Origin of the sequence: uncultured Fibrobacter sp. (assembly GCF_947305105.1) — a bacterium.
Classification (GTDB): domain Bacteria; phylum Fibrobacterota; class Fibrobacteria; order Fibrobacterales; family Fibrobacteraceae; genus Fibrobacter.
This window is the reverse complement of sequence record NZ_CAMZCS010000003.1, coordinates 27,232-52,867: the sequence shown is the minus strand read 5'-3', so window position 1 is coordinate 52,867 and position 25,636 is coordinate 27,232. Positions and strand designations below refer to the sequence as shown.

At 53.1% G+C, this 25,636-nt stretch carries 21 protein-coding genes and 1 tRNA gene; 7 read left to right on the top strand and 15 right to left on the bottom strand.

From position 1 onward, the window contains the following. Window positions 1-105: 105 nt before the first annotated feature. On the top strand, window positions 106-1,080 hold the full coding sequence (gene rhuM / locus Q0Y46_RS02330; RefSeq protein WP_297944420.1) for a RhuM family protein: 975 nt from the start codon (window positions 106-108) through the stop codon (window positions 1,078-1,080). Window positions 1,081-1,109: 29 nt separating this feature from the next. Here rhuM and Q0Y46_RS02325 read toward each other — a convergent pair whose 3' ends face one another. The 6 genes from Q0Y46_RS02325 to Q0Y46_RS02300 all read right to left on the bottom strand — a co-directional run bounded on the left by Q0Y46_RS02325 (window position 1,110) and on the right by Q0Y46_RS02300 (window position 6,798). Next, a complete protein-coding gene (locus Q0Y46_RS02325; RefSeq protein WP_297944417.1) occupies window positions 1,110-1,412 on the bottom strand; it encodes a hypothetical protein in 303 nt (100 codons plus the stop codon). 153 nt (window positions 1,413-1,565) lie between these two features. Then, the gene (locus Q0Y46_RS02320) at window positions 1,566-1,928 is read right to left on the bottom strand and encodes a hypothetical protein (RefSeq protein ID WP_297944414.1); all 363 of its coding nucleotides are present in this window, start codon (window positions 1,926-1,928) and stop codon (window positions 1,566-1,568) included. A gap of 27 nt (window positions 1,929-1,955) precedes the next feature. Next, window positions 1,956-3,503 (bottom strand): RNA-binding domain-containing protein, encoded by a 1,548-nt coding sequence (locus tag Q0Y46_RS02315; protein WP_297944411.1) that lies wholly within the window; start codon window positions 3,501-3,503, stop codon window positions 1,956-1,958. Window positions 3,504-3,910: 407 nt separating this feature from the next. Continuing rightward, window positions 3,911-4,345, bottom strand: coding sequence for a MarR family transcriptional regulator (locus tag Q0Y46_RS02310; RefSeq protein WP_297944408.1), 435 nt, complete (start codon window positions 4,343-4,345; stop codon window positions 3,911-3,913). Window positions 4,346-4,353: 8 nt separating this feature from the next. After that, on the bottom strand, window positions 4,354-4,899 hold the full coding sequence (locus Q0Y46_RS02305) for a glutathione peroxidase (protein ID WP_297944405.1): 546 nt from the start codon (window positions 4,897-4,899) through the stop codon (window positions 4,354-4,356). Between the two features lie 153 nt (window positions 4,900-5,052). Beyond that, window positions 5,053-6,798, bottom strand: a complete 1,746-nt coding sequence (locus Q0Y46_RS02300; RefSeq protein ID WP_297944402.1) for a right-handed parallel beta-helix repeat-containing protein — start codon at window positions 6,796-6,798, stop codon at window positions 5,053-5,055. A 115-nt stretch (window positions 6,799-6,913) separates the two neighbouring features. Here Q0Y46_RS02300 and Q0Y46_RS02295 point away from each other — a divergent pair, with 115 nt between their 5' ends. After that, the gene (locus Q0Y46_RS02295; protein WP_297944399.1) at window positions 6,914-8,542 is read left to right on the top strand and encodes a GGDEF domain-containing protein; all 1,629 of its coding nucleotides are present in this window, start codon (window positions 6,914-6,916) and stop codon (window positions 8,540-8,542) included. Between the two features lie 61 nt (window positions 8,543-8,603). Here Q0Y46_RS02295 and Q0Y46_RS02290 read toward each other — a convergent pair. Continuing rightward, window positions 8,604-8,692, bottom strand: a tRNA-Ser gene (locus tag Q0Y46_RS02290). A 186-nt stretch (window positions 8,693-8,878) separates the two neighbouring features. On the opposite strand from Q0Y46_RS02290, the gene Q0Y46_RS02285 reads away from it, so the two are divergent. The 3 genes from Q0Y46_RS02285 to Q0Y46_RS02275 all read left to right on the top strand — a co-directional run bounded on the left by Q0Y46_RS02285 (window position 8,879) and on the right by Q0Y46_RS02275 (window position 14,241). Continuing rightward, window positions 8,879-12,136: a transglycosylase domain-containing protein gene (locus Q0Y46_RS02285; protein ID WP_297944396.1), complete on the top strand. Its 3,258-nt coding sequence runs from the start codon at window positions 8,879-8,881 to the stop codon at window positions 12,134-12,136. Window positions 12,137-12,280: 144 nt separating this feature from the next. After that, window positions 12,281-13,468 carry a hypothetical protein gene (locus Q0Y46_RS02280; protein WP_297944393.1) on the top strand — a complete coding sequence of 396 codons (1,188 nt, stop codon included), beginning with the start codon at window positions 12,281-12,283 and terminating at the stop codon, window positions 13,466-13,468. Then, window positions 13,465-14,241 carry a sulfite exporter TauE/SafE family protein gene (locus Q0Y46_RS02275; protein ID WP_297944390.1) on the top strand — a complete coding sequence of 259 codons (777 nt, stop codon included), beginning with the start codon at window positions 13,465-13,467 and terminating at the stop codon, window positions 14,239-14,241. The genes Q0Y46_RS02280 and Q0Y46_RS02275 overlap by 4 nt, the downstream gene beginning before the upstream one ends. Window positions 14,242-14,249: 8 nt before the next feature. Here the strand turns inward: Q0Y46_RS02275 and Q0Y46_RS02270 are convergent, their stop codons facing one another. The 5 genes from Q0Y46_RS02270 to Q0Y46_RS02250 all read right to left on the bottom strand — a co-directional run bounded on the left by Q0Y46_RS02270 (window position 14,250) and on the right by Q0Y46_RS02250 (window position 19,953). Continuing rightward, window positions 14,250-14,603, bottom strand: coding sequence for a GIY-YIG nuclease family protein (locus Q0Y46_RS02270; RefSeq protein WP_297944387.1), 354 nt, complete (start codon window positions 14,601-14,603; stop codon window positions 14,250-14,252). An 18-nt stretch (window positions 14,604-14,621) separates the two neighbouring features. Then, complete coding sequence (gene nhaA / locus Q0Y46_RS02265; RefSeq protein WP_297944383.1) at window positions 14,622-15,962, bottom strand: Na+/H+ antiporter NhaA; 1,341 nt, start codon at window positions 15,960-15,962, stop codon at window positions 14,622-14,624. Between the two features lie 68 nt (window positions 15,963-16,030). After that, entirely contained in the window at window positions 16,031-18,118 is a 2,088-nt protein-coding gene (locus Q0Y46_RS02260; protein WP_297944379.1) for an ATP-binding protein, read from the bottom strand. A 183-nt stretch (window positions 18,119-18,301) separates the two neighbouring features. Beyond that, the gene (locus tag Q0Y46_RS02255; RefSeq protein WP_295683205.1) at window positions 18,302-18,775 is read right to left on the bottom strand and encodes a hypothetical protein; all 474 of its coding nucleotides are present in this window, start codon (window positions 18,773-18,775) and stop codon (window positions 18,302-18,304) included. Window positions 18,776-18,786: 11 nt separating this feature from the next. Beyond that, a complete protein-coding gene (locus Q0Y46_RS02250) occupies window positions 18,787-19,953 on the bottom strand; it encodes a phosphoribosyltransferase family protein (protein ID WP_295683203.1) in 1,167 nt (388 codons plus the stop codon). A gap of 509 nt (window positions 19,954-20,462) precedes the next feature. On the opposite strand from Q0Y46_RS02250, the gene Q0Y46_RS02245 reads away from it, so the two are divergent. Beyond that, the gene (locus Q0Y46_RS02245) at window positions 20,463-21,497 is read left to right on the top strand and encodes an Rpn family recombination-promoting nuclease/putative transposase (RefSeq protein ID WP_297944375.1); all 1,035 of its coding nucleotides are present in this window, start codon (window positions 20,463-20,465) and stop codon (window positions 21,495-21,497) included. A gap of 121 nt (window positions 21,498-21,618) precedes the next feature. On the opposite strand, the gene lysA is transcribed toward Q0Y46_RS02245, so the two are convergent. Together lysA and Q0Y46_RS02235 are read right to left on the bottom strand one after the other, a co-directional pair. Next, entirely contained in the window at window positions 21,619-22,881 is a 1,263-nt protein-coding gene (gene lysA / locus Q0Y46_RS02240; protein ID WP_297944373.1) for a diaminopimelate decarboxylase, read from the bottom strand. Between the two features lie 275 nt (window positions 22,882-23,156). Further along, on the bottom strand, window positions 23,157-23,552 hold the full coding sequence (locus tag Q0Y46_RS02235) for a glycogen-binding domain-containing protein (protein ID WP_297944370.1): 396 nt from the start codon (window positions 23,550-23,552) through the stop codon (window positions 23,157-23,159). A gap of 58 nt (window positions 23,553-23,610) precedes the next feature. Here Q0Y46_RS02235 and rpe point away from each other — a divergent pair, with 58 nt between their 5' ends. Continuing rightward, window positions 23,611-24,258 (top strand): ribulose-phosphate 3-epimerase, encoded by a 648-nt coding sequence (gene rpe, locus Q0Y46_RS02230; protein ID WP_295681009.1) that lies wholly within the window; start codon window positions 23,611-23,613, stop codon window positions 24,256-24,258. A gap of 72 nt (window positions 24,259-24,330) precedes the next feature. Here rpe and Q0Y46_RS02225 read toward each other — a convergent pair whose 3' ends face one another. Beyond that, complete coding sequence (locus Q0Y46_RS02225; protein WP_295681006.1) at window positions 24,331-25,590, bottom strand: alpha/beta hydrolase; 1,260 nt, start codon at window positions 25,588-25,590, stop codon at window positions 24,331-24,333. Between the last annotated feature and the right edge of the window lie 46 nt (window positions 25,591-25,636).

The window sequence follows — 25,636 nt, the reverse complement described above, 5'->3', positions numbered from 1 at the left end:
ACTGGTGACAATTTTTGTATATTGCCTTATGCACCAGAAAGGGTGGTATTGATAGATCGTTTCCCGTAGGGACGGTCTTTTTTTTATGCCCAAAAGGAGTCGAAAATGTCGAAAAACGAAGAAAAAGGCGAAATCGTGCTCTACCAGCCGGAGGGAGAAGTGCGGCTGGAGGTGCGCGTGGAGAACGAGACAGTGTGGCTTACGCAGGCGCAGATGTCCATGCTGTTCGAAAGAGAACGTTCCGTCATCGCAAAGCATATCAAAAACGTATTCAAGGAGGGCGAACTGGATTCAAAAGTGGTATGTGCAAATTTTGCACATACCACTCCCCATGGCGCAATTAAAGGGAAAACGCAGATTTCTGAGGTCGTCCTGTACAACCTTGACGTAATCATCTCTGTCGGCTATCGCGTTAAATCTATTGCTGGCACGCGTTTTCGCCAGTGGGCAAATCACGTCCTTAAAGACTACATGCTCAAGGGCTATGCCGTGAACCAGCGGAAGATTGCGACGGATTTGCAGATTGCGGACCGTCTGCATGAACAGCGGCAGCTCATCGAAAGTCAGGGCGCAGAAATCGCGGATGTCCGGAAGTCTGTCGCCGAACAGGATTCCCGCCTTTCCGCGGTCGAGCAGCGAATAGATTTCTTCGTGAATGCGGCGCAGGCGCCAACCGGCGGCATTCTCGCAACAGGAACTCGTTTCGACGGGTTTGTGCTGATTGCAGACCTCGTGAAATCGGCCAAGCGTTCCGTGGTGTTCATCGACCCGTTCGCCACCATTGAGGTGCTGAAATTCGCAGCGATGCGTGCGAAGGGCGTGCAGGCGGCTATTTATTCAGCGCGTATCACTCCCGAGTTCAGGGCGGCTGCGGATTTGCACAAAAAGCAATATCCCGGCCTGGATTTAAAGACAATGCGCACGATTCACGACCGCTTTTTGCTCGTCGACGACAAGGTGTATCACTTCGGGGCCTCGTTCAAGGATATGGGCAACGAGATGACTGCGTTCAGCGTTCTGGACTTCGTGACTCCCGCAGAAGTCATCGAGAAAATCCAGGAGAGCATGAAAGGGCGGTGAATTTAAACCCCTCGAATTCGAGGGGGTTGTTATTCTTCCATCAGTACCGCGATGTCGTCCTTGTCGAAGGCGGTGCCGAAGGCTTGCTGGTAGCTCGATTCCAGCGCCTCTCCGGGGGTGCAGTTTTCCCAGAACAGGACCATGCCGCTGTCCAGGCATTCCATGTCGAGCTCGCCGTCGGTGTCGATGCATTCCGGCCGGAACGTGGACCATAGGCAATAGTCGGTGAACCCTTCCCGGATGTCTTCTTCGAGCAGGTTGTCGCCGGTGCCCGCCTGGACTTTCAGGAAGACTTTCTCATCTTTCAGCCAAGCGAGTAAAGCATTGAACATCAAATACAATCTCCTTTTTGCATATTGATTTTCAAATCACCAATTCAGCCATCAGTGGACTTAATTTGTAACAATCATAAATCGGTAGCAGTTGGCTGCCGATAAAACGAAAATGCAAAAACTCCAACAGCTCGTTAGAGAATTAGATGTTTCTTATTTTGCCTCCCGCTTCTTCAGTTTCAACTTATTTATCATTTTTGACACCTCAAGCACCACATCCGTGTATTTCGTTTTCTTCGTGTCAAAGCAAAGATCCTTATCAATATCAACGAATCTTATACAATTGCCCCCAGGAATTCGCAAAGAATATGACACTCCCTTATATGTATCGCATATTTCTTCAAAAAATTCTACAATCTTACGAGATTCACTTTTCTCTTTTTGCAACGGAGTAAAGATCCGTTCCAACTTATCGTACAATTTTTGTTCTTCAGCTTCGAAACCATGCTCTATTTCGGAGGTATAGCCCCAATTGAACATCATTTCGGTTTCTTTTTCTGTAAATGTATAGTCCATTTTTTCCTCACTTTTGGTTAATGGTTTTTATTTCAGCAACTGCCAAACGCCTTTTACTTTGGAATGCTCGGAATTTATGTAGCCGAGTTCTTTCAGGTCGTTTACAGCTCGCTTGATTGTTCTTTCGCTAACGCCAAGGTTATCGGCAAGCCAAGACAACCTTGCCTTCGGATTGATTTTTAACGCCTCGAAAACATCCTCTACAATTTTCGATGGAAACACAGGAACCTTTATTTTTGTCCCTTTTCGTGTCCCTTTTTTTGTCCCTTTTTGTGACGGTTTTTCGTCCGAAATTGCTGAATTTGAACGAATTTTGTCATTTTCGGTCAAATAGCCATTAGCGATTGCAGCAGCAGTCATTCGGTCCCCTAATGGTGACCTTTTTTCGCATACCAAGACCGCTGTTTGGTAACCAAAATCGTAAATTGCCTCCCCGTTTTCGTTGGCGACCAGCTCTTTCTGCACCCTCAATACACCGCGGCTATGACGGTTGACAAATCCAAGAACCTTCATTGCCTCGGCAACCACGATATTGCGGTAATCGTTCACATTCGGGAAGTTTTCTTCGTTCGCACGGCCATACAAACCGCCATGGTTCATGATTTCGATCCGGTCATCAAACTGGTAAAACTGTATGGGGCCATGCGAGGTGTAATCCCTATGGCAAATTGCGTTCATCAGCAACTCACGAGTCGCCCAATCGGGGTAATCCACCACGGATTCCTCTCGCAACGCGCTGACAGGTACGGGGCGCCGGTTTGCAATGGTCGTCTTGATGAATGTGTCGAGTTCTGGCAGAGCCGTACAGAGGTTTCCCTTGAACTCATGTTCTGTCAAAATGTCCCCGGAACGATCCTTGCCCGCGAAACGCACATATTGAACATAAGCGCCGGGAATAAATCTCCGCAGGTTTTTGGCAAAGAACAACATTGCTGCATTAGTCGGGCAATTATGCAACACATCAAAAAAACCGAAAGCGCTCAGCTGGTATCTTACATCGCTATTCGCCTTGTTTTCTGCTTCAAGTTCTTCATCCGACATGGCCTTGGGCAAAAAATAATGCTTGAAAAGTCGCAAGTCCAAGTCATCTATCGTCGCATTCAAGCAGGGAGAAGAATCGAACGACTTCACGTTGGCGCGCCTTTTTTCCATGAGGATATGCTCGTCATTTTCGTTGGCCACGCCCCTACGCGGGCCTGTACGAATCCAGATTCGCCCTTTGTATCTGACGGGAGGAAATACCGACGGGTCCACTTTTACCATGACAATCTCGCCTTCTTCCATAGAAACTTTTTCGACGATCATAGATGGCTGCGGCTGGATGTTTCCATCTGTACGGATGGCGGCGACATTTTTCAGCAGTTCATCGGTCACATCAACACCTTGAATTTCGCCGTTGTCAAGCACGCCTAGGAACAAAAATCCCGGCATTTGATGATTAGGCAAATCATTGGCAAATGCGCAAATGGCTTGACCAAACTTATCCGTATTCGTTGTGGAGATTGTCCGCTCAATCCGGTCGCTCTCCAAATCATTGAGCAGGGCCCGTATTTCGTCTTTTATACTTTCATCCATTTTTTCGCCTTTCTTTATCCTATCGTTTATGCTGTCACGCAATTCCGATAGTGAAACAAAAACACAGACACGCCGACAAATACGGCGCACTTTGTGCTATAGCGTTTTTATTTGATTGGGATGATCCTGCGGTGCTGTTGGCGGGGGCTTTCCCCGGCGTTACCTGGCACCCTTGCGGGCACACTCGAGCAGGTCGTGTTCCTGCCAGCTATCCAACAACATCAACAAGAAGGTTGATGGGCCTCGCCGCGAATGCACGTACGGACCGAATGGTCTATGTCGACTGTCGCGAGGATTATTGAACTACGGGGAACAATATAGATTATGGAAAATAATCCGTCAACAACCTATTGCGGAATTAGAAAATAAAAAACTCCACCAAGCTGGTAGAGAATTAGGAAAAAAACTCACCCTTCCCCAAGCCCGTCCAAAACCTTGTACAGCAGGGTATACAGGGTCTTGGCTTCGGTGTCGGAGAGGTTGACGCAGCTGGCCATGGACTTGGGGACGCTTGCGGCCTTGCGCTTGAGCGATTCGCCTTCGGCGGTGAGGCTTACGGAAAGGCAGCGCTCGTCGCTCTGTTCGCGGGTGCGCTGGACATAGCCCTTGGCCTCGAGCTTTTTTAAAAGCGGGGTGAGCGTCCCGGAATCGAGAAACAGCTTTTTTCCGAGTTCCGAGACGTTGCACTTTTTTTCTTCCCACAGCACGAGCATCACAATGTACTGCGTGTACGTGAGGTCGAGCGGTTCCAGGTACGGGGCGTAGCGGCGCGTGATCTCCTTGGACGCGGCATACAGCGGGAAGCACAGCTGGTTTTCGAGTTTTAGCTGGGGGCAGTTCATGGCAGCTCCTAGAGCAACTTTTCTACACAGGCGCGCACGTCGTCCATGTCGGCGGTGGGTTCGAAGCGCGCGATCACATTGCCTTCGCGGTCCACCACGAACTTGGTGAAGTTCCACTTGATATCCGGATTATTCTTGTAGTCCTTGTCGATGCTCTTGAGCAAAAGCGCCATGGCGGCGGCCTTCACGCCAAAGCCGAAGCCTTCGAAACCTTTCTGCGATTTCAGGTAGGTGTAGAGCGGGAGTGCGTCGGGGCCGTTCACGTCGGACTTTTTCATTTGCGGGAATTCGGTGCCGTAGTTGAGCGTGCAGAATTCGTGGATTTCGTCGTCGGTGCCGGGGGTCTGGCCCTTGAACTGGTTGCAGGGAATGTCGATGACTTCGAAACCCTTGTCGTGGAAATCGGAATACATCTGCTCGATGGGCTTGTAGTGCGGGGTAAAGCCGCAGCCGGTCGCGGTGTTCACGATGAGCATCACCTTGCCCTTGAAGTTTGCGAGCGGGACCTGGTTGCCTTTGCCGTCGGTGAGGGTAAAATCGTAGATGGTCGCCATGGTGAACCTCCGTTTTTTGGGTGATGGTGTTTTATTGCACCGCATTTCATTGCATTTTGTTTAATTGTATGCAATTAAATTTTATAAAATTTATTGTCAAAAAGCAATAGGAGCATTGAAAAAAATTTTTATTTAATTAAGAATTCCGAACTTTCACTTCACCGTGACTTGCTGGATCGTTTTGCCGTGCCGGACGAGGTAGATTCCTGCCACATGGAACTGCACGCGCAGGGCTTCTGCGATATCGCCTCGCAATGTTTCTGCAGGCATCGTTCCAAGGTAGCGCCCTTGCATATCAAACACATCCGCGGGCACCTGCACTCCTGCAATCACGTTGGATTGCATTGCGATAGCCGAAGACTTCTTTGAAGAACTGCTTGATTTGCGGGCCGAACTACTTGATTTGCCGGCAGAACTGCTCGACTTCGCGACACTGCTCGATGCGGGCATCCCGTATTCGAACGCTCCTAAATCTGGGGCTTTCCCGGCAAATGGCAACCCGACATCTTCGCCTTTGTCGATGGCGCGGCTCCCTTTCTTGAGTTTCAAAAAGTCCACTTCGGGCAGGCTGCCGTCTTCATTGCGGGGGCCAAGCATTCCCGGAATCGTCGAGAGGTCTTCGCCGGTGACGGTCATACTGGGGTCGTCGAGGCTCACAAAGTCGTTTTCGGTCAAGTCCAAATCAAGGTTCCAGGTGTTGTTTTCGCCGGCCGGGCAATCCACATAATGGTCAATGTCCTGGCTCGATATCTTTTCCCAGCATGTCCCGATTTGCGATAGTTTGTTCGGGAAGGCGATATTGTTCTTGAGTACGTGCGCCTTGTCGCCCGTGAGCGGAACAACTTCGGCAATGCGAGTTCTTTCATCGTCAGCGTAAAGAGTCGAGGGCATGCCAAAAGAGCGATCACCGTTTTTGTAGGAAGTGTTGTTGATCCATGTGCTACCGATGGCCGTGTAGTTCGAATAGAAACCGGTGGCCACATTGTTCCAGGCGACGCAATTTTTGATGATGTGTCTACCCTTGTCGTTTCGGCTGTATCCCATCTTGAACCCGTTGCCATTCCCGTTAGGCGGTTTGCTTGTCCCGTAATGGATGTAGCCGTTTCCCATGGCGTAGCTGTTTTCCACGACGACGGGGAATTCTTGGGCCAGCACGTCATAGCCGTCGTCGCTATTCCACCAGGCGCGGCACCCGACGAACTTGGTGGTGTCGCCATCGTACTGGTAATGCACGCCAAAGCCGTCGGCATTCTCGCCGTCGCCCTGCCAATCGGTGGGGTCGTAGTTGTCGTGGGCATCGCAGTTCAAAAAGAGATGTCCGCCGCCGCCCGATGCACCGTCGTGCGCGAAGAATCCCGGCCCGGCATTGTGGTGGCTGTCTATCTGCTCTAAGAAAATGTGCTTGCTCGCGTAGATGAAAATGCCCGAATTGGAATTGTGTATCATGGGCGTGTTGCGGACATCGAAGCCCTTCAGGTGCAAGTACTTTGCCGCAATCACGAACGGCGAGGTGTACATCGCTCCTTCGGGTGTACCGTCGCTATGTTCTTCGCCTTCGGCCACGGGGAGGTTGGTCGCGTCAAAAATCGGGCGCTCGCCCGGATAGGCTAGGTAATGGATGCGGTTGTCGTCGCTCTCGCCGCTCGCGGTCAAGAGTATTCCCGCCGTCATTTTGTATCGTTCGTAAAAGACGGTATCGTGCAAGTCGTAGATGCCGCCGCGAATCCAAACGGTGTCGCCAGCACACACAACTTTGTTCGCCTTGTTGAGCGTCGCGAAGGGCTTTTTCTCCGAGCCGGCATTGCTGTCGTTACCGTCGGGTGCAACATAATACACGGCACCGAACGCCTGTGCGGTAGCCAAAACAACCCCAAGTGCAAACATGAACTTTTTTCCCATACACACCTCTAGCACTTTCTTAATATACTGGCACAACGCCCATTCGCAACAAACTGGCACTATTTTTTTACGTTAAATTAATATTTTATGCTTGCGAATATATTATATTACGGACATGGAAAGTTTGCTCCATTCACTGATGGCTGTAACTTGTGCCATCGTACTGCTGGTATCCCTACCGCAATTCAAAAAAACCTGGGATAAACGCGACCCCCAAGACCGCTCCTTCGCTAGGCTCGTCATTTGGGTTATTTTATTCTGCCTCAACGACGGCATCTGGGCAATCATCGCGACAAACCACCCGCACCACGAAACACTCCTGTTCGCATCCACCACGATTTTCTTTGCCGCGGCAGCCATCACGGCGTACCTGTGGCTAGACTACACCCTCTGCTACTTGGGCAAGCGCATCCACCACCCCAAAGCGTACCGCATCCCCGCACTCCTGCTCGTGGTGGCACAGTTCGCGCTCCTGCTCATCAATATCAAGTACCAGTTCCTTTTCAGCGTAAACGAATCCGGGTACTACCGCAAAACCATAACGGCGCAGTACCTGTTCTACATGCAATACGCGACCTACATCTTTATCGGGATTGTCTGCCTTATCAAGATGAAGACCGGCATCAAAAAGAAGGACCGCCGGAAATTCACGGCCGTGTTCCTCTGCGTGCTGGCCCCTATCATTTGCGGGATTCTCCAGTTGTTCTTCCCATTCGCTCCGTTCTTCTCCATCGGCTACATGCTGGGTTGCTGCGTCATCTTCACGCATGTCGTCATCCACATGACCCGGCAAACCATCTACCGGCAAGACAGCGCCATCATGGCGGCACTCTCGGCCGACTTCGACTTGATTTGCTACATCGACACGCAGCGCAAAGATGTACGATTCCAGACGATGAACCCGAGGTTCAAACAAATTTTTGACGAAGACATCAACAGCGGTCTACCTTCCACGCAAAAACTGGACAAGTTCCTGCGCACCGTCATCGTGCCGGAAGACCTCCCCGAATTCCTCAAACATGGCTCCTGCGAGAACAGCATCTCCGAACTGGCCAAGGAACCGACTTTCGTCACCCGCGTCCGCGTAAAAATAGACAACGTAATTGAATTCTACGAGCTGAAAATCGTACACGACAGCGAGAGCAACCTGACCGGCTACGTCATCGGTATGCACAACATCAGCCACGAAGAACGCATCAAAGAAGAAACGGAAAAACTCAAGCACGACTTGATGCGGACCACCCTTATCGCCAGCAGGGACCCGCTCACCGGAGTGAACAACCGCGCCGCATTCAACCAGAAATCGGACGAACTCCTCCGCGACATAGAGCAGGGCAAGTCTGTTGAATTCGCTATCATTGAATGCGACTTGAACAACCTAAAAATCGTGAACGACCAGCTCGGGCACGAAGCGGGGGATTTGTTCATCAAAACCAACTGCCGTGCGTTCTGCGAGACCTTCAAGCACAGCCCCGTGTACCGAATCGGCGGCGACGAATTCGTCATTGTCGTGCAGGGTTCCGATTACGAAGAAAGGGATGCGCTGTTGGACAAGCTGCGTTCGCTGCGCGAGCCGAACGAGCCCTTGCGCGCCGACAGGATTTCGTTTGCTGCGGGCATCGCTGAATTTGACTCCCAGGTAGATAAAACCCCGGCAGACGTACTCAAGCGTGCCGACGCCTTCATGTACATCCACAAGAGGCATATCAAAAAACGTGAACACGCCCAGGAATCCTGGGAATAAAAGACTGTTTCTGCAGGAGACACAAAAAAGCCCCGGGTCGTAAGACTCGGGGCCTTTTCAGCGGGAAGAGCGAGATTCGAACTCGCGATAGGATTAAGTCCTATACGTCCTTAGCAGGGACGCGCCTTCGGCCAGCTCGGCCATCTTCCCATCTTGGGGACACAAATTTTACTTAATTTTCATGTTTTTTTCAAGGGTAATGGCCGAAAAAGCATCATTTTTTGGGACCTCTGCGCCCCATTTTCGCCAAAATCCGCCCCTTTCCGCAATATTATGGGCGGTCTCCTTTCAAAAATTCTAGATTATACCCGTTCATAATATATATAGTCTTCCAAAATGCGTCGTCTAAAAAAACTGCTGAAAATCACCGCGGCTTTCGCCCTCGTTGGCCTCATTTGCTGCATCCCCGCATACATCGTCGTCTTCAAAATCCTCCCCGAACAGGATCCAGACAACCAGTTCAACCGTAACACCATCCTCCAGGTGCTCAGCGGCGAGACCCGCGTCTATTTTAACGACGGTAACGAACTGCTCGGAGCCTTCTTCGATGCGAACCACCGCGTGTACGTGCCTTACGGCGACATTCCGGTGAACATCGTCAATGCGCTGGTGGCCGCCGAAGATGCCGGCTACTGGAATCACAACGGATTCAGCTTCCACGGCTTCGCGCGCGCCATGGCAAGGAACATCCGCGAGGGACACCTCCGCCAGGGAGGCTCCACGCTCACCCAGCAAGCGGTCAAGAACATCTTCGGCCGCGAGGAACGCAGCGTCAAGGAAAAGCTCAAGGAACTGATGAATGCGCTCCGCATGGAAAAGCACTTCAGCAAAGAAGAAATCCTGGAATTCTACCTGAACCAGTTCCACGTCTCGGGTACGGGTAAGGGTGTCGCCATCGCAGCACAGTACTTCTTTAACAAGGAACTCAAGGACCTCACACTCGCTGAATGCGCTTTTATTGCAGGCTCGGTCAAGGGCCCGTTCAACTACGACCCCTTTATCCAGCGCACCACCGAACGGCGCGAAAAGGCGATTGCCCGTGGCGAAGAACGCCTAAAGTACGTGCTTGAACGCATGCTCGACGAAGGCTATATCGAAAAAGAAGACATGGAAAAGGCGCTCGCCAAGCCGCTTGAATTCAACCACGGCAACTTCCGCTTTACCATGAGCACCACGCTCGAACGCCTCGAAGAAAAGCTCGACAACGATTACTTCCACGAGTTGTTCCAAAAAGAAGGCATCGAGGACTGGCGCAAGGCACAGCTCGTCATCGTGACGACGCTCGACGGCAAGAGCCAAGATGCCGCGAAGCGCGCCCTCCAGAACAACATCAGCAACTTGCAGATGCAGCTGGGCGGTTTCGTGCTGCCCAAGGCCGAATTCGCGAACCGCGCCCAGAGCGCCCGCAAAGGCGACTACCTCTACGGCGCTGTAGACAGCGTATTCTTCGACGAGAACGGAAAACTCAAGTCGCTCACGCTCAGTTTTGGCCAGCTCAAAGGCATTGTCACCGAAAAGGCCGTAAAGGAATTTGCAAAGCAGGTTGGCGGCGATGTGAACAAGATTCTCGCCTCGCAACTCAAGCAGGGAGCCATCCTCCTAGTGAGCATCCTTTCGGACGAACTGCAAGATGGTTTTGCCCCGTGCAAGATAGAGACGGAACCGGTGCTGCAAGGAGCGTTGTTCGCACTGCAGAACGGTAAGGTCATCGCAAGCCAAGGCGGTTTCCACAATACGGGTTTCGACCGCAGCTTCAAGGCGCTACGCCAGCTTGGTTCTAGTTGGAAACCTCTGCTTTTCGCACTCGCACTCAAGTACCACTGGAACTACCTCGATGAATTGGAGAACGAGTACAACGCGTTCCAGTACGTGAACCAGTTCTACTTCCCGCGCCCCGACCACAAGAACAAGGGTGACGTGGTAAGCATCGCCTGGGCGGCCACGCGCTCAGAAAACATCGCAAGCATCTGGCTGCTGGAGCACCTGCTCGACAAATTGAGCGACGAGGAATTCTCCATGGTCGCGGCACAGAACGAAATGGCTCGCCTCCCCGACGAGGAATCCAAGGCATTCTTCGAGAGACTGCGCGACAAGTTTGGCCTCACCATGAAAGAAGACGTAAAGCGCGAAATTGAATTCACACGAGCACGCGACGCCCTCGTGGAACGCTACAAGAACGAAGGACTGTACGCACAGGCCCGCGCTATGCAGGCGTTGCGCTACGGGAGCTATACCGACGTAGGCATCAAGCAAGCCAAGCGCGACGCATCGGCTATCCGTTACTTGCGCCACAACTTCAAGAACTACTCCGAGGTCCTGCGCAACCGTGAAAACGAAATTCTCATGAACGGGCTCACCGAAACTTTCGCTTCGCTCGAAGCAGAAGAACTCTTCCCGAACTTCACGCTGGCCGACTTCAAGCGTCTGAGCACGATGGTCGAACCGACCGACCCCGAAAGCGACTACCTCGATCCCGAACATCTGCGTAACTGGCCCGACTACCGCCGCGCACTCGCCATGTCGGAATTCGCAAGGTTTGCAGGCGAAATCGGCATCAAGCAGAAATTGCAGAAGGTGTTCAGCATGCCGCTCGGCGTGAACGACATTACTTTGAGCGAAATTACCACGGCCTACCAGACCATTCTCACGGGCAAGGTGTTCAAGTGCAAAGACGGCGACTGGGCCGAACCTTGCCTTATCAAAGAAATCAAGAACCGCGATGGTCGAGTCATATTCAAGAACGACACCGAAAGCAAGGTTGTCTTGGATGAAACGGTCACCACGCAGATGGGTGCGATGTTACGTTCCGTGTTCAAGAACGGAACCGCCCGCAGCCAGTATGCAAGCATCACCGTATCGAACTCCGAAGGGACAACCAAGTTGCGCTACCCGGCCCTCGGCAAGACGGGTACCACGAACGACTACCGCAACGTAGCGTTCATGGGAGCGCTCCCCACCTATGTTAAAGACAAGAATGGCATTGCGCTCGATTCCGTGGTGGCTATCGGTAGCTACGTAGGCTTCGACGATAACAAGCCGCTAAAGTCCGGACGCACACGTATCGCAGGTGCTTCGGGAGGCCTCCCGCAATGGGCGGCTTTCGCAAAAGAAGAAATCGGAATCCTCGGTATCCCGGAACAAATCGACTTCCTCGATATTTCCATGATGGCCAGTGGCGAAGTCCCGCTGATCCTGACAAACGAACGCGGAGAACTCACGGTCGACCCGATGACAGGGCGGGCGATGGCGGGCGCGAGCAGTGCCGAAGGCAGGCCGCTCCCGTGGCTCGACGTGCCGGGATTCACCCCGCCGCAGGTGCAGGAACGTGCAGCGGCAGCAAGTGCCGAAATGGGAATACTCACCAGCATGCCGATGCCCACCGTGACCGACTCCGGCGCGCCCGCCATAGACGGGGCCATCGGCCCCGACGCTGGCTCCATGAGCCAGCCGCCCGCCCCGCAGCCTGCACAGGACATCCCCGCTGCCGCTGGACAGCCTGTAGCCCCGAAGGCCGCAGCAATGCCCAAAGACGATGACTGGGATTTGCCTGAAGGATTAGGCGGGAACGCATTTGTGCCTATAGAAGCGGATTAGAGACTAGAATCTAGGATCTAGAGGCTAGGGGAAAATATCACGGCTTCGCCGTCTGTTATTAACGCACGAAGTGCGTGATTCTTATTCACTAGCCTCTAGTCTCTATTCTCTAGCCTCTCCCCTATTACCTATATTTACTTTTTGATGAAGCACTTCCTTTTACTTTTATCGGCTTTTGCTCTTGCGGCGTGCGTGGGTAATGCGCCCTCCCCCGAGACAGACCCCTCCGGCGAACCTTCTGTCAATGCAGAACGTGACAGCAGCGGGCAGCCCTCAACTGCACCGGAAAGCGAATCTGGCACCAGTCAGTCTACCATGCAGTCGGCGGACAGTGCCACCCCCACCGCAGAAACCACGACAAGCGTCCCTTCCAAAGCATCTGAAACCGTCCCGCTGACCGACATCGGCAACGGCCAGCCGGCTCCTGTCGACCCCTACACGGCATTCCCGACCCTCGTCGACGGTGTTTTCGCCCACGCCAATGCGCTTTACAAAGCGGGCCTCGCCGACTCGGCCGTAGCCTACCTGCAGCGTTTCCGCGTCATCAAGCCGCTCTGGGCGCAGTGGGAAGCCAAGACCGACTCCATGATTCTCGCCTTCGACAAGACCCGTGCCGAAAAAGCAAAGCAATACGAGCCGCTTGTCCTCGAAATCCAGAACATGAACCGCGCCCGCGCCGCATACAGCATGGTGGCACAGACCGCCGACAGCCTGATTTCGCTTGAGCCCGGCGATGCACTGACCAAGTGGGCCACGGAACAGAAACAAGTCGCCTACAAGAACACTCTCGCCAAGGCGAAAAAGGAATACGCCGAAATCAAGGCGCTCGCCGACGACAAGGCGCAATTCGCCGAAGCCCAGAAAAAGGTGACCGAGTTCCAGATGCGCTACCGCGACTTTGAAGTAGAACTCCACATCCAGGCGCTCGTCGACCATATCCGCGAAGCGGCACAGGCAACCGATGCCGCCGCCGTCAAGTACTGGGAATCGCACGACCCCGCCGCTGCCCTCGCCAAGGCCGACGAATTCATCAAGGCCGGCAAATACAAAGATGCCAAGGAACTGCTGAACAAGCTCAAGGCAAGCAAGTTGCGCAAAGAAGCCAACGCAAAATACCGCGAACTTGCCGACGCCTACTGCAACACCCAGCGCAAGGAAACCTCAAACCTTTTCGCGAAGGCCCAGAAGCAAAAGGACCCCGAAAAGAAGCGCGAACTCCTCAAACAGGCCATCGCCCCGCTGGACAAGTGCATGAGCGAATATCCGGATAACAGCCAAAAGAAGACTGTCGTAGAGAACAGGCAATTCCTCGAGAAGGAACTCCAGAAGTGATTGACGCCGATGTTTGGCAATACGCGCAGTACCCAGCGTTTTTTATCCTTGGGTTAGTTGTCAGCCTCATCAACAGCATCGCAGGCGGCGGTTCCACACTGAGCTTGCCCATCATGATATTCCTCGGCATGCCCGCGACCGTCGCAAACGGCACGAACCGCATTGGGCTTATCATCGGGAATTTCAGCAGCGCCATCAACCTGATGAAGCACGGCTACCTGAACAAGAAGATTTTCCTGCAGCTGCTCCTGCCCACCATCGCCGGAACCGCCATCGGAGCCGTTTTCCTGGTGCACATCGGCGACCGCACATTCCAGGCCATACTCGCCTGCGTCATCTGCCTCGTCGTGGTGATGAGCAACCTGCGCAAAGACATTCTCGGTAAGCCACCTGCAATGCCACCAGAAAAACTCACCTGGAAAGGCGCCCTCGGCTTCGCACTGATTTCCATTTACGGGTGCATTGTGCAAGTGGGCGTGGGTTTTGTACAAATTTTCGGGCTCACGCGTTACACCGGGCTCGATCCCATCCGCGTGAACGCGCTCAAGAATACGCTCACCAACGTGTTCCTGCTTATCAGCACCACTGTACTCGGCATCGCAGGCAAAATCAACTGGCCCATCGCCATTGTGATGGCAGCGGGTGCCTGGCTGGGCGGCTACTGCGGAAGCTTTTTGCAGCGCAAAAAAGGCAACAAGTTCATACAGCACTTCATCAGTGCGACAAGCATAGCGATGGCTATTTACTTGGTCATTGACCTCATTATCAGCTAGGTTTTTTACTAGGCTTTTCGGCTAGATTTTGCACGGCGTTTTGTAGCACCTTTGGCACGGCGCTCGCGGCGCACACGGGTCTTTTTTTCCACCAACGTTTCGGCAAGCCCCGCCATTAACTTTTCGGTCAAAGTTTCGTCACCCGCGACAAGTTTTTCTTTTTGCAGGCGGGGCAATTTCTTGACACGGGCCTCCAGGCGCAGGGCCTTTTCGAGGCTTTCAAGTTCAAAAGTTTTCAAGATACATTCAGGCGGAAACGCATGCGTAAATTTCGCGCCCTTCCCAGCCTTATGTTGTTCAAAGCGAGCTTCTACATCCGTCGCGTAGCCCGTATATATACGGTTGCCCAAGCAACGGAGCATGTAGACAAAGTGAGGCATTTACTCGTGGTGCGCCTTGGACACGATGCTCATGTAGATGGTGCCGAATATTGCGGCACAGAAGCTGCCCATCAAGATGCCGAGCTTGGCAGAATCCTGACGGTCACCCACATCGAACGCAAGGCTTGCGACAAACAGCGCCATCGTAAAGCCGATACCGGCAAGCATGCCGCCGCCCCAAAGGATCTTCCAGCTGTAGCTCGGTTTCACCGACACGCCCACCTTCACGGCAAGCACGCTGAACAGGAAAATACCGATAGGCTTGCCAAAGATCAAGGCCAGCGCCACGGCACCCATCACCGGGACTTCCACGCCACCGAGCTTGATTTCGACACCTGCGTTGCTCAACGCGAACAGAGGCATGATAAAGAAGTTGACCCACGGGACAAGAGGCTTGAACAGGCGTTCCTGCATGGAAATACTTTCGCTCGCGCCGCGCTTGAGCATGGTAAACACTTCGTATTTTGCGTTGCGGTCCTGGGATTCGCCCGAGAGGACTCCGCCCACGTTGCTTGCAAAATGCGCCATCTTGCTGTTGGCAATGACGGCCTTGGCCGGAACCGAGAGGCCCAGAAGCACGCCCGCGATAGTCGGGTGCACGCCGCTCTTGACAAAGAACGCCCAAACCGCGACACCGATGACGCCGTGCAGCAACAGGTTGCGCACGCCAATGCGGAACAGCACATTAATCAAGACAAGCAGGGCAAAACCCGCACCGAGAGCCGCGAAGTTGATGCCGTCGCCGCTCGGGTAGCCAATCGCAATCACGAGGATAGCACCAATATCGTCGGCAATCGCCAAAGTCAAAATCATCACGCGCAAGGCATGCGGCACCTTCTTGCCGAGAATGGCCATGCAGCCCACCACGAACGCGATATCCGTCGCCGTCGGGATACCCCAACCGTGCGCCGCGCTGTTTTCGCCATGCGGGCAGAGCGTCAAGTAAATGAGCGCCGGGAAAAGCATACCACCCGCAGCGGCAATGATAGGCAAACTCGCCGCCTTCGGGTTGTGCAACTCACCGTAAGTCATCTCGCCCTTGACTTCGAGGCCGATATTGAAGAAGAATATCGTCATCAAGGCGTCGTTGATGAGCCAATGCAAATCACCATTGCCAATCCAGTCGCCAATCTTCAACGTAAATGGCATGTGCCAAAAATGATGGTAGGTTTCTGGACTCAGGTTCGCCCAAATCAGGGCCGCAACCGTCATGATGATAAGAACAATTCCACCCGTCGTTTCCACCTTCATCAGGCGTTCAATCGGGGTGATAATCTTACGGACCGGGGTTTCCGGGAACAAATCGTTGACTTTATCGCTACTGGTAACTTTTGCTGACATACGCTAACCAATATACATAACTTTTATTCAAAGGCATGAAAAAATCGTAATAAAAACGATAAATATCATTATCCGGGCGACCGAACACCAATGAATTCCGACAAAGTCCGGCAAAGCACATCCGCACCGACAGGCTTTGCCAGGTGGGCGTTCATTCCAGCAGCCCTCGAAGCTTTGCGATCTTCGTCAAAGGCGTTCGCCGTCATCGCGATAATGGGAATATTGGCCAGTTTTTTGTTCGGCAACGCTCGGATACGGCGTGTGGCCTCGTAGCCATCCATCACGGGCATCTGGATATCCATCAAGATAAGGTCAAAGTCCCCCGGTTTGGACGCGGCAATCATCTCGACCGCCTTGAAGCCGTTATCGGCCATTTCGACGATTACGCCGTTATCGGTCAACATATCCATGGCAATTTCGCGGTTCATCTCGTTGTCGTCGACAAGCAAGACCTTCTTGCCGTCAAGCGCAACCGCATCTTCCTTGACTTCTTCCTCTTCTGGTTTCGGGAAGTCGGCTTCGGTACACCTCTCGACGGGCAAACTGAAAGCGACCACTGTCCCCTTGCCCTTCTCGCTGTTGATATTGATGGCACCGCCCATCTTCTCGACCAGTTCGTGGCACACGGCAAGGCCGAGGCCAGTCCCTTCGATGCCGCTGACTGTAGAACTGTGCTCGCGGCTGAACCGCTCGAACGCATGCTCGACAAAGTCCGCATCCATACCGATACCGTTATCGCGGATAGACCACTTGTACAGAACGCGACCATCGGGCAAACTGCCAATCTGATCTAGCCTGTACCAGATATTTCCTCCGGCGGGCGTGTACTTGATGGCATTCGAGAGAATGTTGAACACCACCTTGTTCACGCGGGCGACATCCATGCGCACCAGGTAGTCCCGGACATTGACCTGCACCGAGTAAGCGAGGAACTTTTTCTCTATCAAGGGGCGCACGACGTCTTCGAGCTGGGAAATTCCCGACCGCACGTCGCAAGGCACCGGATCAATGTCTATCTTCCCCGATTCAATCCTCGACAATTCAAGGACCTCGTTGATGATATTGAGGAGCACCGTCCCGGAATTTTTCAGCTTGGCAACGGCCTCCCGGACAAGTTCGGCGTTATCACTGTACTTCTCGATTTTGTCGGCAAAGCCAAGTACGGCGTTCATCGGTGTACGGATATCGTGGCTCATGTTGAACAGGAACGTCGACTTCGACTTGCTTGCTGCCTGTGCCGCATCCCTGGCTGCCTGGAGAGCCTTGTTCTGCATTTCGAGTTCAGCCTTGCGCTGCTGTTCTTCTGTAATTTCGCTCGAAATGTCCCTGATGCCGACAAGCGCACAATTCATATCGGCAGTCCCGCCAGGGCGGACAATTCTCATACCCAGCCAATTCGGGTTTGCCGGGCTCCCGTACCGCGCAGTCACGGTGCAAGGTTTCCCGCTCTGGATAGCAGGCAACAACCGGTCTTGCTGGACTTGCCGCAAGAAATTTTCCCGGTCCACGGGGAGCACGACCCTGCTCGCATACAATTTCATCAAAGTTCCAAACGCACCGGCATTTCTCCATTCTTCCCGCGTGGCCCCCACGAGCCGCCCGGCACGGAAAATCTCGCCCACGTTCGTGCGGAAATTGTAACGGATAATCGTGTCGTAGTCTTCCGTCATCGCGCTCACCACATGCTGCAAGTCTTGCGTCTTGCGCTCGGCAATGGCCTCGTCGTCGATGCAGCGGAGAACGGCAATATAACCGACCAACTTGCCGACGGAATTTTTGTCGGCAATGAACTTCACCTGGTAATAATGGATTTTATCAAGCACATTCGCCCGGAAGTTCACAAAATATACCGGGGCGTTCCTGAGGTTTTCCAAGATGACTTCGCGCTTGGTCTTGTAGGCGAACGCCTCCCGTTCCTGGTTTACGACAATAGTGTTCTTGATGAGATCGAACCTTTCGTATATGCCCATCTCGCGGAGCCAACCCGGAATGCACTCGCCCAGCTTTTTGCTGATGCGGTAACGTATGGAAGGTTCCCTCAGCACGTTGCCCACCACGACGTAGTTTATACATTCGTACTCGGAGGCAAGAGCCTCCATGACTCTGTCTTTCTTCACGTTTTTCGTGAGCACATCACGTGCACCGGGGTTTTCCATCCTCTATCCTTTTTTCCGAAAAATCCATTTGGCTCTTACGTTGTATAAGATATGTTTTTATACGCACCGGGGCAAATCAAATTTGATAATTATTCCATATTTTTAGGTTCCATGCAGATTTCTTGCCATACAAAAAAGACTCCCCCGAAGAGGAGCCTTCAAAATTTTTAGTGAGTCTAATTTCTAGTCGTCACCCATGACTAGTTCGTCACAAGTGCTCGTCTGGTAAATGCTTCCATAAAAATGAACTTTCACCGCTGCGCCACCTAAAGTTGTATTGCAAACTTTAGTCGCACCAGCGGAGCAACCGGTACCAGTTGAGACTGTTTCACCGAATCCCGCATCCGCATTGCAGTACCGCATCACAGAATCCGCATAGGCAACATCAACCTCATAACAGGTTTTGCTGGACATACTTTCAGAAAGCCCCGACAAATCCATCGTCCATTCACAAGAGACTTTGCCACCCGCAGATGGATTGGTGGCAGGCGTTGAGCTATTGCCATTCCCGGAATCCTCTTCCGAATCCCCATCAGGCAAAGCATGTACATCTTTTTTCACGGGTTCAGGCACAGACGTACTTGAATCAGCGGAACAACCGACAAGAGCCAACAGGGCCATTGCGGCAGCAATTGATAGTATCTCCTTCTTACGCATACTATTTCTCCTTAAAAAAAGACCGGCGGCCAACGCGGGTTCTTGGAGGACATATCGATCTTGTAGAAGTCCTTCTCGAAACGTCCGTCGTCGAGACCATACATCTGCATCACGTGGCGAGCAATCCACTTGCCGAGTTTCATCACGGTGAGCTTCTTGCGCAGGCGGCCCTGGCAGTCGCGGTTCATGATGTCCGGGAGGGTGGATGTCGTGAGAATTTCGTCAATGGCGGGGCTGTTGAGCTTTTCGCGGGCCTCGGGGCTTGTGTGGAAGTGCGTCACGCCGAAGCAAACGCGGTTCGGGTTGCCCTTCTTGATGTGTTCGCAACACTGCACAATCGTCGTACCCGTACGCACCATGTCGTCGAACACGATAACGTCTTTGCCCTGGATTTCTTCGATGCTGATGTCGGAGAGTTCCGGGTTGAAGGTCATGCTGATTTCACGTTCACCGGTACGGACCTTGTCCATCACCACGCGCTTGCACTCGGGGAGCTGCAGGGCGTCGAACACGGCGTTCATGAACGGGCGGGCGCCCTTGTCCGGGGAGACAATCACGAGGTTGTTGCCGTCCTTGCCCGTCTGCACGAAGTTGCTGTTCTTGATGTAGTGGGCGTAGGCGTCCGTCGGGATAAGGTTGTGGAAGTTGCCTTCGAAAATTTCGCTGAAGAGGTTCTGCACCTTGACGCTGTGGTTGTGGACCGTCACCACGGCATCGACGCCGGAGGTCTTGAGCAACTGGGCGTAAAGGAGGCTCGTGAAGGCCTGGCCGTCGAACTTCTTCAAGTCGATGTCCGGGCGATCCTTCTCGAGGGGACCAATGCGGTGCGGGCCGCGGTCCTGGGCGCTGTAGAACAGGTCAGGTTCAACGAGCACCACCTGCTCGGCACCGTTGTCCTTGGCGGCGCGGGCCAAAATGCAGTTACGCATAGCGTAGTCGTTACGGCTGCGTTCGTGGTTCGAGACCGAGCAAATCAGGACGATCTTGCCTTCGAGGCGGCGGCCGATATGTTCCATATCGTCCACGTCCAGCCCGTAGCGGGGGCAGAATTCGGAGTTAGCAAAGGTCTTCAGGGAGACCACGTCGGAGATGTCTTCACGGAGACCAATGTACTGGGCCATGTCGATGGCGAACGGGTCATCGGTGAAGTTGCCGGTCACGATAAAACGATCTGACATTTTTGTGCCTTGAAATTGAGGGTTGAACCTTTAGGTTTGGCTCAAATATAGATAGAATCCACGCCAGTTTCAACTTATAAAAGCCTGCTAAAAGACTATTGCTTAATTTTCCTGGATTTTCACACATCAAATGGAGACAAGGGTGTCATCACTTGCTTTTTCAAGGCCCATTGCTTATATTTTCTTATCGAGAAGCATTCATCCCGCTGACAGTGTATTCGATTCGGGCGGGCCGTTGAACTATCTGCTTGACGCAGTCCCCCCTTTGCATGGCTAGACGAGTCTGCAATTCGGGAACAGGTCCCCTGTGGGGGGAAAGGCCCCATTGTGATCAACGTAGAGCACCGTCTGTCGAACTAAAAAAAGACGGACGTTAAACCTTGTCATATCAAAGGTTTGCAAGCGATTGCCGCATGGGCGACCGCAAGTGCTCTACACTATACAGTCTGTCTTCTTCCGGTTTCCGTTTGCAAACTACAACCTACAAACATTTCCAAACGGAGATACGTATGAACCGTACCCAATACCGTGCCTTGCTCGAGGCCATATCCATCGACAAAAACAACCTTCTCAAGTACCGTGAACTCTACCAATACGCCTACATCCTGAGCGACGGCATTTTCAAAGTGGTCTTTGCGGAAGAAAAGTCCCACTCGCTCCTCATCTCGCTCGTGAACGCGATGCTTGACTTGCAGGGCGGCGAAGCCATCAAGGACATCACGCTCGAAATGCAGGAATTCCCGGGAATCTTCAACAAGAAAAATTGCATCCTGGATATCATCGGCACGACCAACGCTGGAGAGAAAGTCCTCGTCGAAGTCCAGCAGAAGAGCGACAGGTTCTTCAAGGACCGCGTAGAATATTACATCTCGCGCGTCATCGAGAACCAGGTCCATACCAGCGAAAAATACGAGCTGCCCCGCATCTACTTCCTCGGCCTGCTCGACTTCGAGATGTTCCCGGAGGAACCCTCCACATACATCCACCGCGTCGACGAGATGTGCCACGGGAAAAAGTTCTTCCCCAAAATCCAGAAGATTTTCGTGGAAATTGACAAGTTCTTTGAACTTGAGAACAGAGGTTCCACCAAAAGCGACAATTCCGCAGCAGCCCAGTGGCTTCGCGCCATCAAAGCAATCGTCAAGGAGGAAAGAGCCCCCGAAAACATTTTGAAAAACGAGACTTTTCAAAGGTTGCTCAATTCGGTAAAATTGATTAATTTTGAAGAGGAACTCTTCAACCTCGAGGTAAAGAACATGACTGATCTGATGGCTGAACACGAAGAAGGCCTAGCGGAAGGCCGTGAACTAGGATTCGCCGAGGGTAAATGCGAAGGATTCGCTGAAGGAAAAACCGAAGGATTCGCCGAGGGCAAGACCGAGGGATTCGCCGAAGGGAAAAACGAGGGGCTCGCCACAGGATTTGCTGAAGGAAAGGAACAGGAGCGTGCCGATTCCATCGCAGTCCTTCAAGAAATGGGACTTCCTGCAGATAAAGTCGCCGAGTTCCAGGCAAAGCTCGAAGCATTGAACAAGAACCCGTAAAAATTTCACACAATAAATTCAAAAGCCTATGGATATATTTCCATAGGCCGTTTTATAAAACATGTTGATTCTAAACTCAGTTATGCGAAGTTTATAAATCTTATCTCATCGGTCTGGAAACTTATAGGTCGATGATGCGGTCGTTCTGGAGCAACTGCTCAAACGTCTGCCTTTCGCGGATGACCTTCAGTTCGCCGTTCGTGTACATGGTCTCGGCGGCGTAGCGGCGGCTGTTGTAGTTGCTGCTCATGGCGGCACCGTAGGCGCCGGCATCATGGAGAATCAGCAAGTCGCCGACCTTGGCCTTCGGGAGTTTGCGGGTCACGACGAATCCGCCTTCTTCCTGAGTGAACACGTCACCGGATTCGCAGAGCGGGCCTGCCACAACGGCGTCAACTGTTTCGTTCAATTCACGACCGTCGCGGGCGATGATGGAAATGCCGTGATAACTGCCGTAGAAACTCGGGCGCACGAGGTCGGTAAAGCCGGCATCCACCAGATAGAACAGGTTATCGCCCTGCTTTTTGACGGCGCGGATTTCGGCCATCAGGTAGCCGCTCTCGGCCACCAGGTAGCGCCCCGGTTCTACTTCCAGGTGAACATCGTGGCCGATGCTCTGCTGGATGTTCTTGCGGGCCTTGTCCCACAAATCGTAGTAGGCCTTCACGTCGATGCGGTTGCCCTTTTCTTCTTCGTGGTAAGGAATCGGGAGGCCGCCCCCTGCACTGATGGTGCGGAGGTGAGAACCCAGGCGACGGCTTGCGTCAACCATGGCATCGCACACCTGAGCAAGGTGTTCGAAGTCGGTGCCGGAACCGATATGCATATGCAGGCCGGTAATCCACATGCCGTTTGCCTGCGCAAGCTTGATGCAGTCCTTAATCTGTTCATGCCAGATGCCGTGCTTGCTGAGGTCGCCACCGGTGTTGGTCTTGCGGGAATGGCCGTGGCCAAAGCCCGGGTTCACGCGGATGGTGAGTTCGGACTTCACGCCGAAATCAGCGAGCTGCTGGATCATGTCGGGCGAACCGACGTTCACCGCGATGTTGTGTTCCTTCACAAGTTCAAGAGCGTCCTTGTCAAAGATGTCTGCGGTGTAGACAATTTCAGGAGCCTTGCCCTTTTGGACTCCACCCTTGAAACCCGCCTTGAGAGCGCGCACGATTTCGCCAGCAGAGACGGCATCGACAACGCAGCCGAGCTTACGGATGAGCGAAACCACGGAAAGGTTCGGGCATGCCTTCTGGGCAAAACGCACGGTGTCAAAAACCTGGACATCCTTCACACACTTTTCGATAGTGGCGCGGTCATAAATCCAGAGGGGGGTGCCGTACTGTTCGGCAGCCTTCACAAAAACTTCTTGGGGAATAGAATAATTTGCCATGGGCGGAAATTTAGTTTTTTTTTTGCAACACACTCCCCATCCTGGCGCAAGCGCCAACCTTACGGCTCAGCCATGGTCATACAAGTATGACCGCGGCATTCGCCTTGACAGGTTGTGGCCGACGCCTCCATTCTCGTGCCACTTTACACTATTTGTTAAATTAACCAGCTTTCCTGCTACAGGCTTTTTTTTCAATTATTGTAAAACAAAAAAGGTCCCGGTATTCCGAAACCTCTTTCGTCTGTAGCCGCGAAGCGGCGTTCTTTCGTCTAAAATTAGACGTGCTTGATCTTGTTGTCGCCGGCATCCCAGTTCTTGCCGTCGCATACGAACTTGTATTCGTAGTCGCCAGGAACGAGGGCAATCTTCGTTGTCCAGAGGCCGGACTTCTTGTCCTTCTTGAGCATGTCGACATCGACAGCCCAGTTGTTGAAGGTGCCAGCGATGGACACGGTGCTTGCAAGCGGGCAATCCGCGATGAACTCAACGGTGACCTTCTTGGGAGCAGCGCTTGTAGCGGCAGCCTTTGCAGCCTTGGGGGCGGCAGCCTTTGCAGCGGGCTTGGCAGCAGCCTTCTTAGCCGGGGCGGCCTTGGGGGCAGCCTTCGGAGCGGCAGCAGGTTTTGCAGCAGCTTTCTTTGTTGTAGCTTTGGTAGCAGTTGTTTTTGCCATAATTATCTCCTTTCATCTTAGTGCAAATAAAATTAGCAAAAAAATGTATATTTGCAACATGCTCAAGCAAATTATCGCCCCAAGCGTATTGAACGCAAATTTCCTCGAACTCGGCAAAGGTCTCCAGGCCATCGAAAACGGTGGAGCCGGTCTTGTTCACCTCGACATCATGGACGGGCACTTTGTCCCGAACATCAGCTTTGGCCCGGGCATTTCTGCCTGCGTCGGCAAGGGCACCAAGCTCCCGCTCGATTGCCACCTGATGATCGAGAACCCCGAAAAGTACGTGGGCGAATTCGCAAAGGCCGGTGCAAGCATCATCAGCGTACACGCCGAAACTACGAACCACCTCGACCGCCTGCTGCACCAGATTGCAGAACTCGGCGTGAAGCCCGCCGTGGCCATCAACCCGGCGACCCCGCTCGAAAGCATCAAGTACGTACTCGACATTGTGGACATGGCGCTCATCATGTCGGTGAACCCGGGCTTCGGCGGCCAGAGCCTCATCCCCTACTGCCTCGACAAGATTCGTGAACTCCGCCAGATGAAACCGGAACTCGACATCCAGATCGACGGCGGCGTCAAGCTCGACAACATTCTCGCCTGCAAGGAAGCCGGCGCGAACATCTTTGTGGTCGGTTCCGCCATCTTCGGCAAGCCCGATCCCGAAGCCGTGTGCCGCGAATTTGTCGAATTAATTAAGTAAGTTCAACTGATTTTCACAACAAAAAGCACCCCAGGATAAATCCCGGAGTGCTTTCTTTTGGAGTGTGGAGTATTAGAAGTTCTTGCAGGTTCCCTTCCAGTGTCCCTGTTCACCAATGATTTCGCCATTGATGTAGCGACCGCTCGAACCGACAAAATCAGCCTTGCGGAAGTCTTCGCCGCCGAGGTGCCAGCGCATCCAGGCAACCGTCGCGGCCATGCCGCCCCACGGGCCAGAACCGTGACCCCAGCCACCTTCGCCGCCCTGCGGGCCACCCGTCATCTGGATAAGGCAAGCAGGAACCTTGACACCGTTGTTGTTGTAGTCAGCTTCGGCATTCGGGCGTTCCATGCCAGCTTCACCGTAAACGATACCGATAGTCTTGTCTGTCGGGACGCTCGCCATAGCCGTATGTCCGAGGTCACCGCTGTTGTTCAGCATCGCCGTAATCACGCGCTTGTCCTGAATAACCATCTGCTCAGATTCAAGGCCGCCCATGGAGTGGCCAGAGCACCCAACCTTCGTCATGTCGAGTTTCTGATAAAGCGGATCGTTCGGATCGTTGTTCTTCTTTTCGAGCCAGTCGAGAGCGGGCTTGCCCTGGGAAGTGTTGCCCGGAGATTCGCGCAGCGCAATCACCACGAAGCCGTGCGAAGCAAGACGGCGGATCATTCCACCGTAAGCACCGGGTTCAGTACCGCCACCGGGACCCCAAACGACAACGGCATGCTTCTTGTCGGCGGAGAGACGCTTGGGATAAGAAAGGATTCCGCCACCATCCCAACCGGTGTGTTCGATATATTCAACTTCCATTTGGTCCTTGTTTTCGTCCGTGCCTTCGGCAAGGAAAATACCGCTAGCCGCAGGAGCCTGTGCAGCTTCGGAACTGCTAGCCGGAGCCGCAGCACTGGAGCTGGCCGGAGTCACGGTAGTACCAGCAGAACTGGAGGCAGGCGCCGGGGCAACATCACCGCCCTGCTGCCCGGAAGAAGCCGGAGCAGAAGTCGGCGAGGCGTTTTCGCCACCAGCCGAAGATGTCGCAGGAACCAGATTACCACCGCCAATGGCCGACGATGCGGGCACAGTTCCCTGTTCAATTCCCTGGCTTAATCCCTGGCTATCCGAAGAAGCCGGAATCGCGGCATTGTTGCCACCGACAATAGAGCCAGAACTGATTTCGGGCGTTGTCGTAGGCGCAAGTCCATCGCTACTGGATGTAGGAACACCACCCTGTTCCTGCAGGGCATCTTCCACAGCCGAAGTGGTGTCATCACAATTCACCAAGGCAAAGGCGCACGCAACGACCATGCTTGTCAATATTTTAGATTTCATTTCTTGTCTCCTTATTCTAACCAAAAATCAATATCGTAGAAATAAA

What these genes read in the sequence shown, in the direction of transcription:
- Q0Y46_RS02325 (WP_297944417.1), bottom strand. Translation starts at nt 1,412, where the DNA reads ATGTTCAATGCTTTACTCGCTTGGCTGAAAGATGAGAAAGTCTTCCTG.
- Q0Y46_RS02260 (WP_297944379.1), bottom strand. Translation starts at nt 18,118, where the DNA reads ATGGAAAACCCCGGTGCACGTGATGTGCTCACGAAAAACGTGAAGAAA.
- Q0Y46_RS02235 (WP_297944370.1), bottom strand. Translation starts at nt 23,552, where the DNA reads ATGGCAAAAACAACTGCTACCAAAGCTACAACAAAGAAAGCTGCTGCA.
- Q0Y46_RS02320 (WP_297944414.1), bottom strand. Translation starts at nt 1,928, where the DNA reads ATGGACTATACATTTACAGAAAAAGAAACCGAAATGATGTTCAATTGG.
- Q0Y46_RS02255 (WP_295683205.1), bottom strand. Translation starts at nt 18,775, where the DNA reads ATGCGTAAGAAGGAGATACTATCAATTGCTGCCGCAATGGCCCTGTTG.
- Q0Y46_RS02270 (WP_297944387.1), bottom strand. Translation starts at nt 14,603, where the DNA reads ATGCTCCGTTGCTTGGGCAACCGTATATATACGGGCTACGCGACGGAT.
- Q0Y46_RS02295 (WP_297944399.1), top strand. Translation starts at nt 6,914, where the DNA reads ATGGAAAGTTTGCTCCATTCACTGATGGCTGTAACTTGTGCCATCGTA.
- Q0Y46_RS02250 (WP_295683203.1), bottom strand. Translation starts at nt 19,953, where the DNA reads ATGTCAGATCGTTTTATCGTGACCGGCAACTTCACCGATGACCCGTTC.
- Q0Y46_RS02285 (WP_297944396.1), top strand. Translation starts at nt 8,879, where the DNA reads ATGCGTCGTCTAAAAAAACTGCTGAAAATCACCGCGGCTTTCGCCCTC.
- Q0Y46_RS02300 (WP_297944402.1), bottom strand. Translation starts at nt 6,798, where the DNA reads ATGGGAAAAAAGTTCATGTTTGCACTTGGGGTTGTTTTGGCTACCGCA.
- rhuM (WP_297944420.1), top strand. Translation starts at nt 106, where the DNA reads ATGTCGAAAAACGAAGAAAAAGGCGAAATCGTGCTCTACCAGCCGGAG.
- rpe (WP_295681009.1), top strand. Translation starts at nt 23,611, where the DNA reads ATGCTCAAGCAAATTATCGCCCCAAGCGTATTGAACGCAAATTTCCTC.
- lysA (WP_297944373.1), bottom strand. Translation starts at nt 22,881, where the DNA reads ATGGCAAATTATTCTATTCCCCAAGAAGTTTTTGTGAAGGCTGCCGAA.
- Q0Y46_RS02305 (WP_297944405.1), bottom strand. Translation starts at nt 4,899, where the DNA reads ATGGCGACCATCTACGATTTTACCCTCACCGACGGCAAAGGCAACCAG.
- Q0Y46_RS02310 (WP_297944408.1), bottom strand. Translation starts at nt 4,345, where the DNA reads ATGAACTGCCCCCAGCTAAAACTCGAAAACCAGCTGTGCTTCCCGCTG.
- Q0Y46_RS02280 (WP_297944393.1), top strand. Translation starts at nt 12,281, where the DNA reads ATGAAGCACTTCCTTTTACTTTTATCGGCTTTTGCTCTTGCGGCGTGC.
- Q0Y46_RS02245 (WP_297944375.1), top strand. Translation starts at nt 20,463, where the DNA reads ATGAACCGTACCCAATACCGTGCCTTGCTCGAGGCCATATCCATCGAC.
- Q0Y46_RS02315 (WP_297944411.1), bottom strand. Translation starts at nt 3,503, where the DNA reads ATGGATGAAAGTATAAAAGACGAAATACGGGCCCTGCTCAATGATTTG.
- Q0Y46_RS02225 (WP_295681006.1), bottom strand. Translation starts at nt 25,590, where the DNA reads ATGAAATCTAAAATATTGACAAGCATGGTCGTTGCGTGCGCCTTTGCC.
- nhaA (WP_297944383.1), bottom strand. Translation starts at nt 15,962, where the DNA reads ATGTCAGCAAAAGTTACCAGTAGCGATAAAGTCAACGATTTGTTCCCG.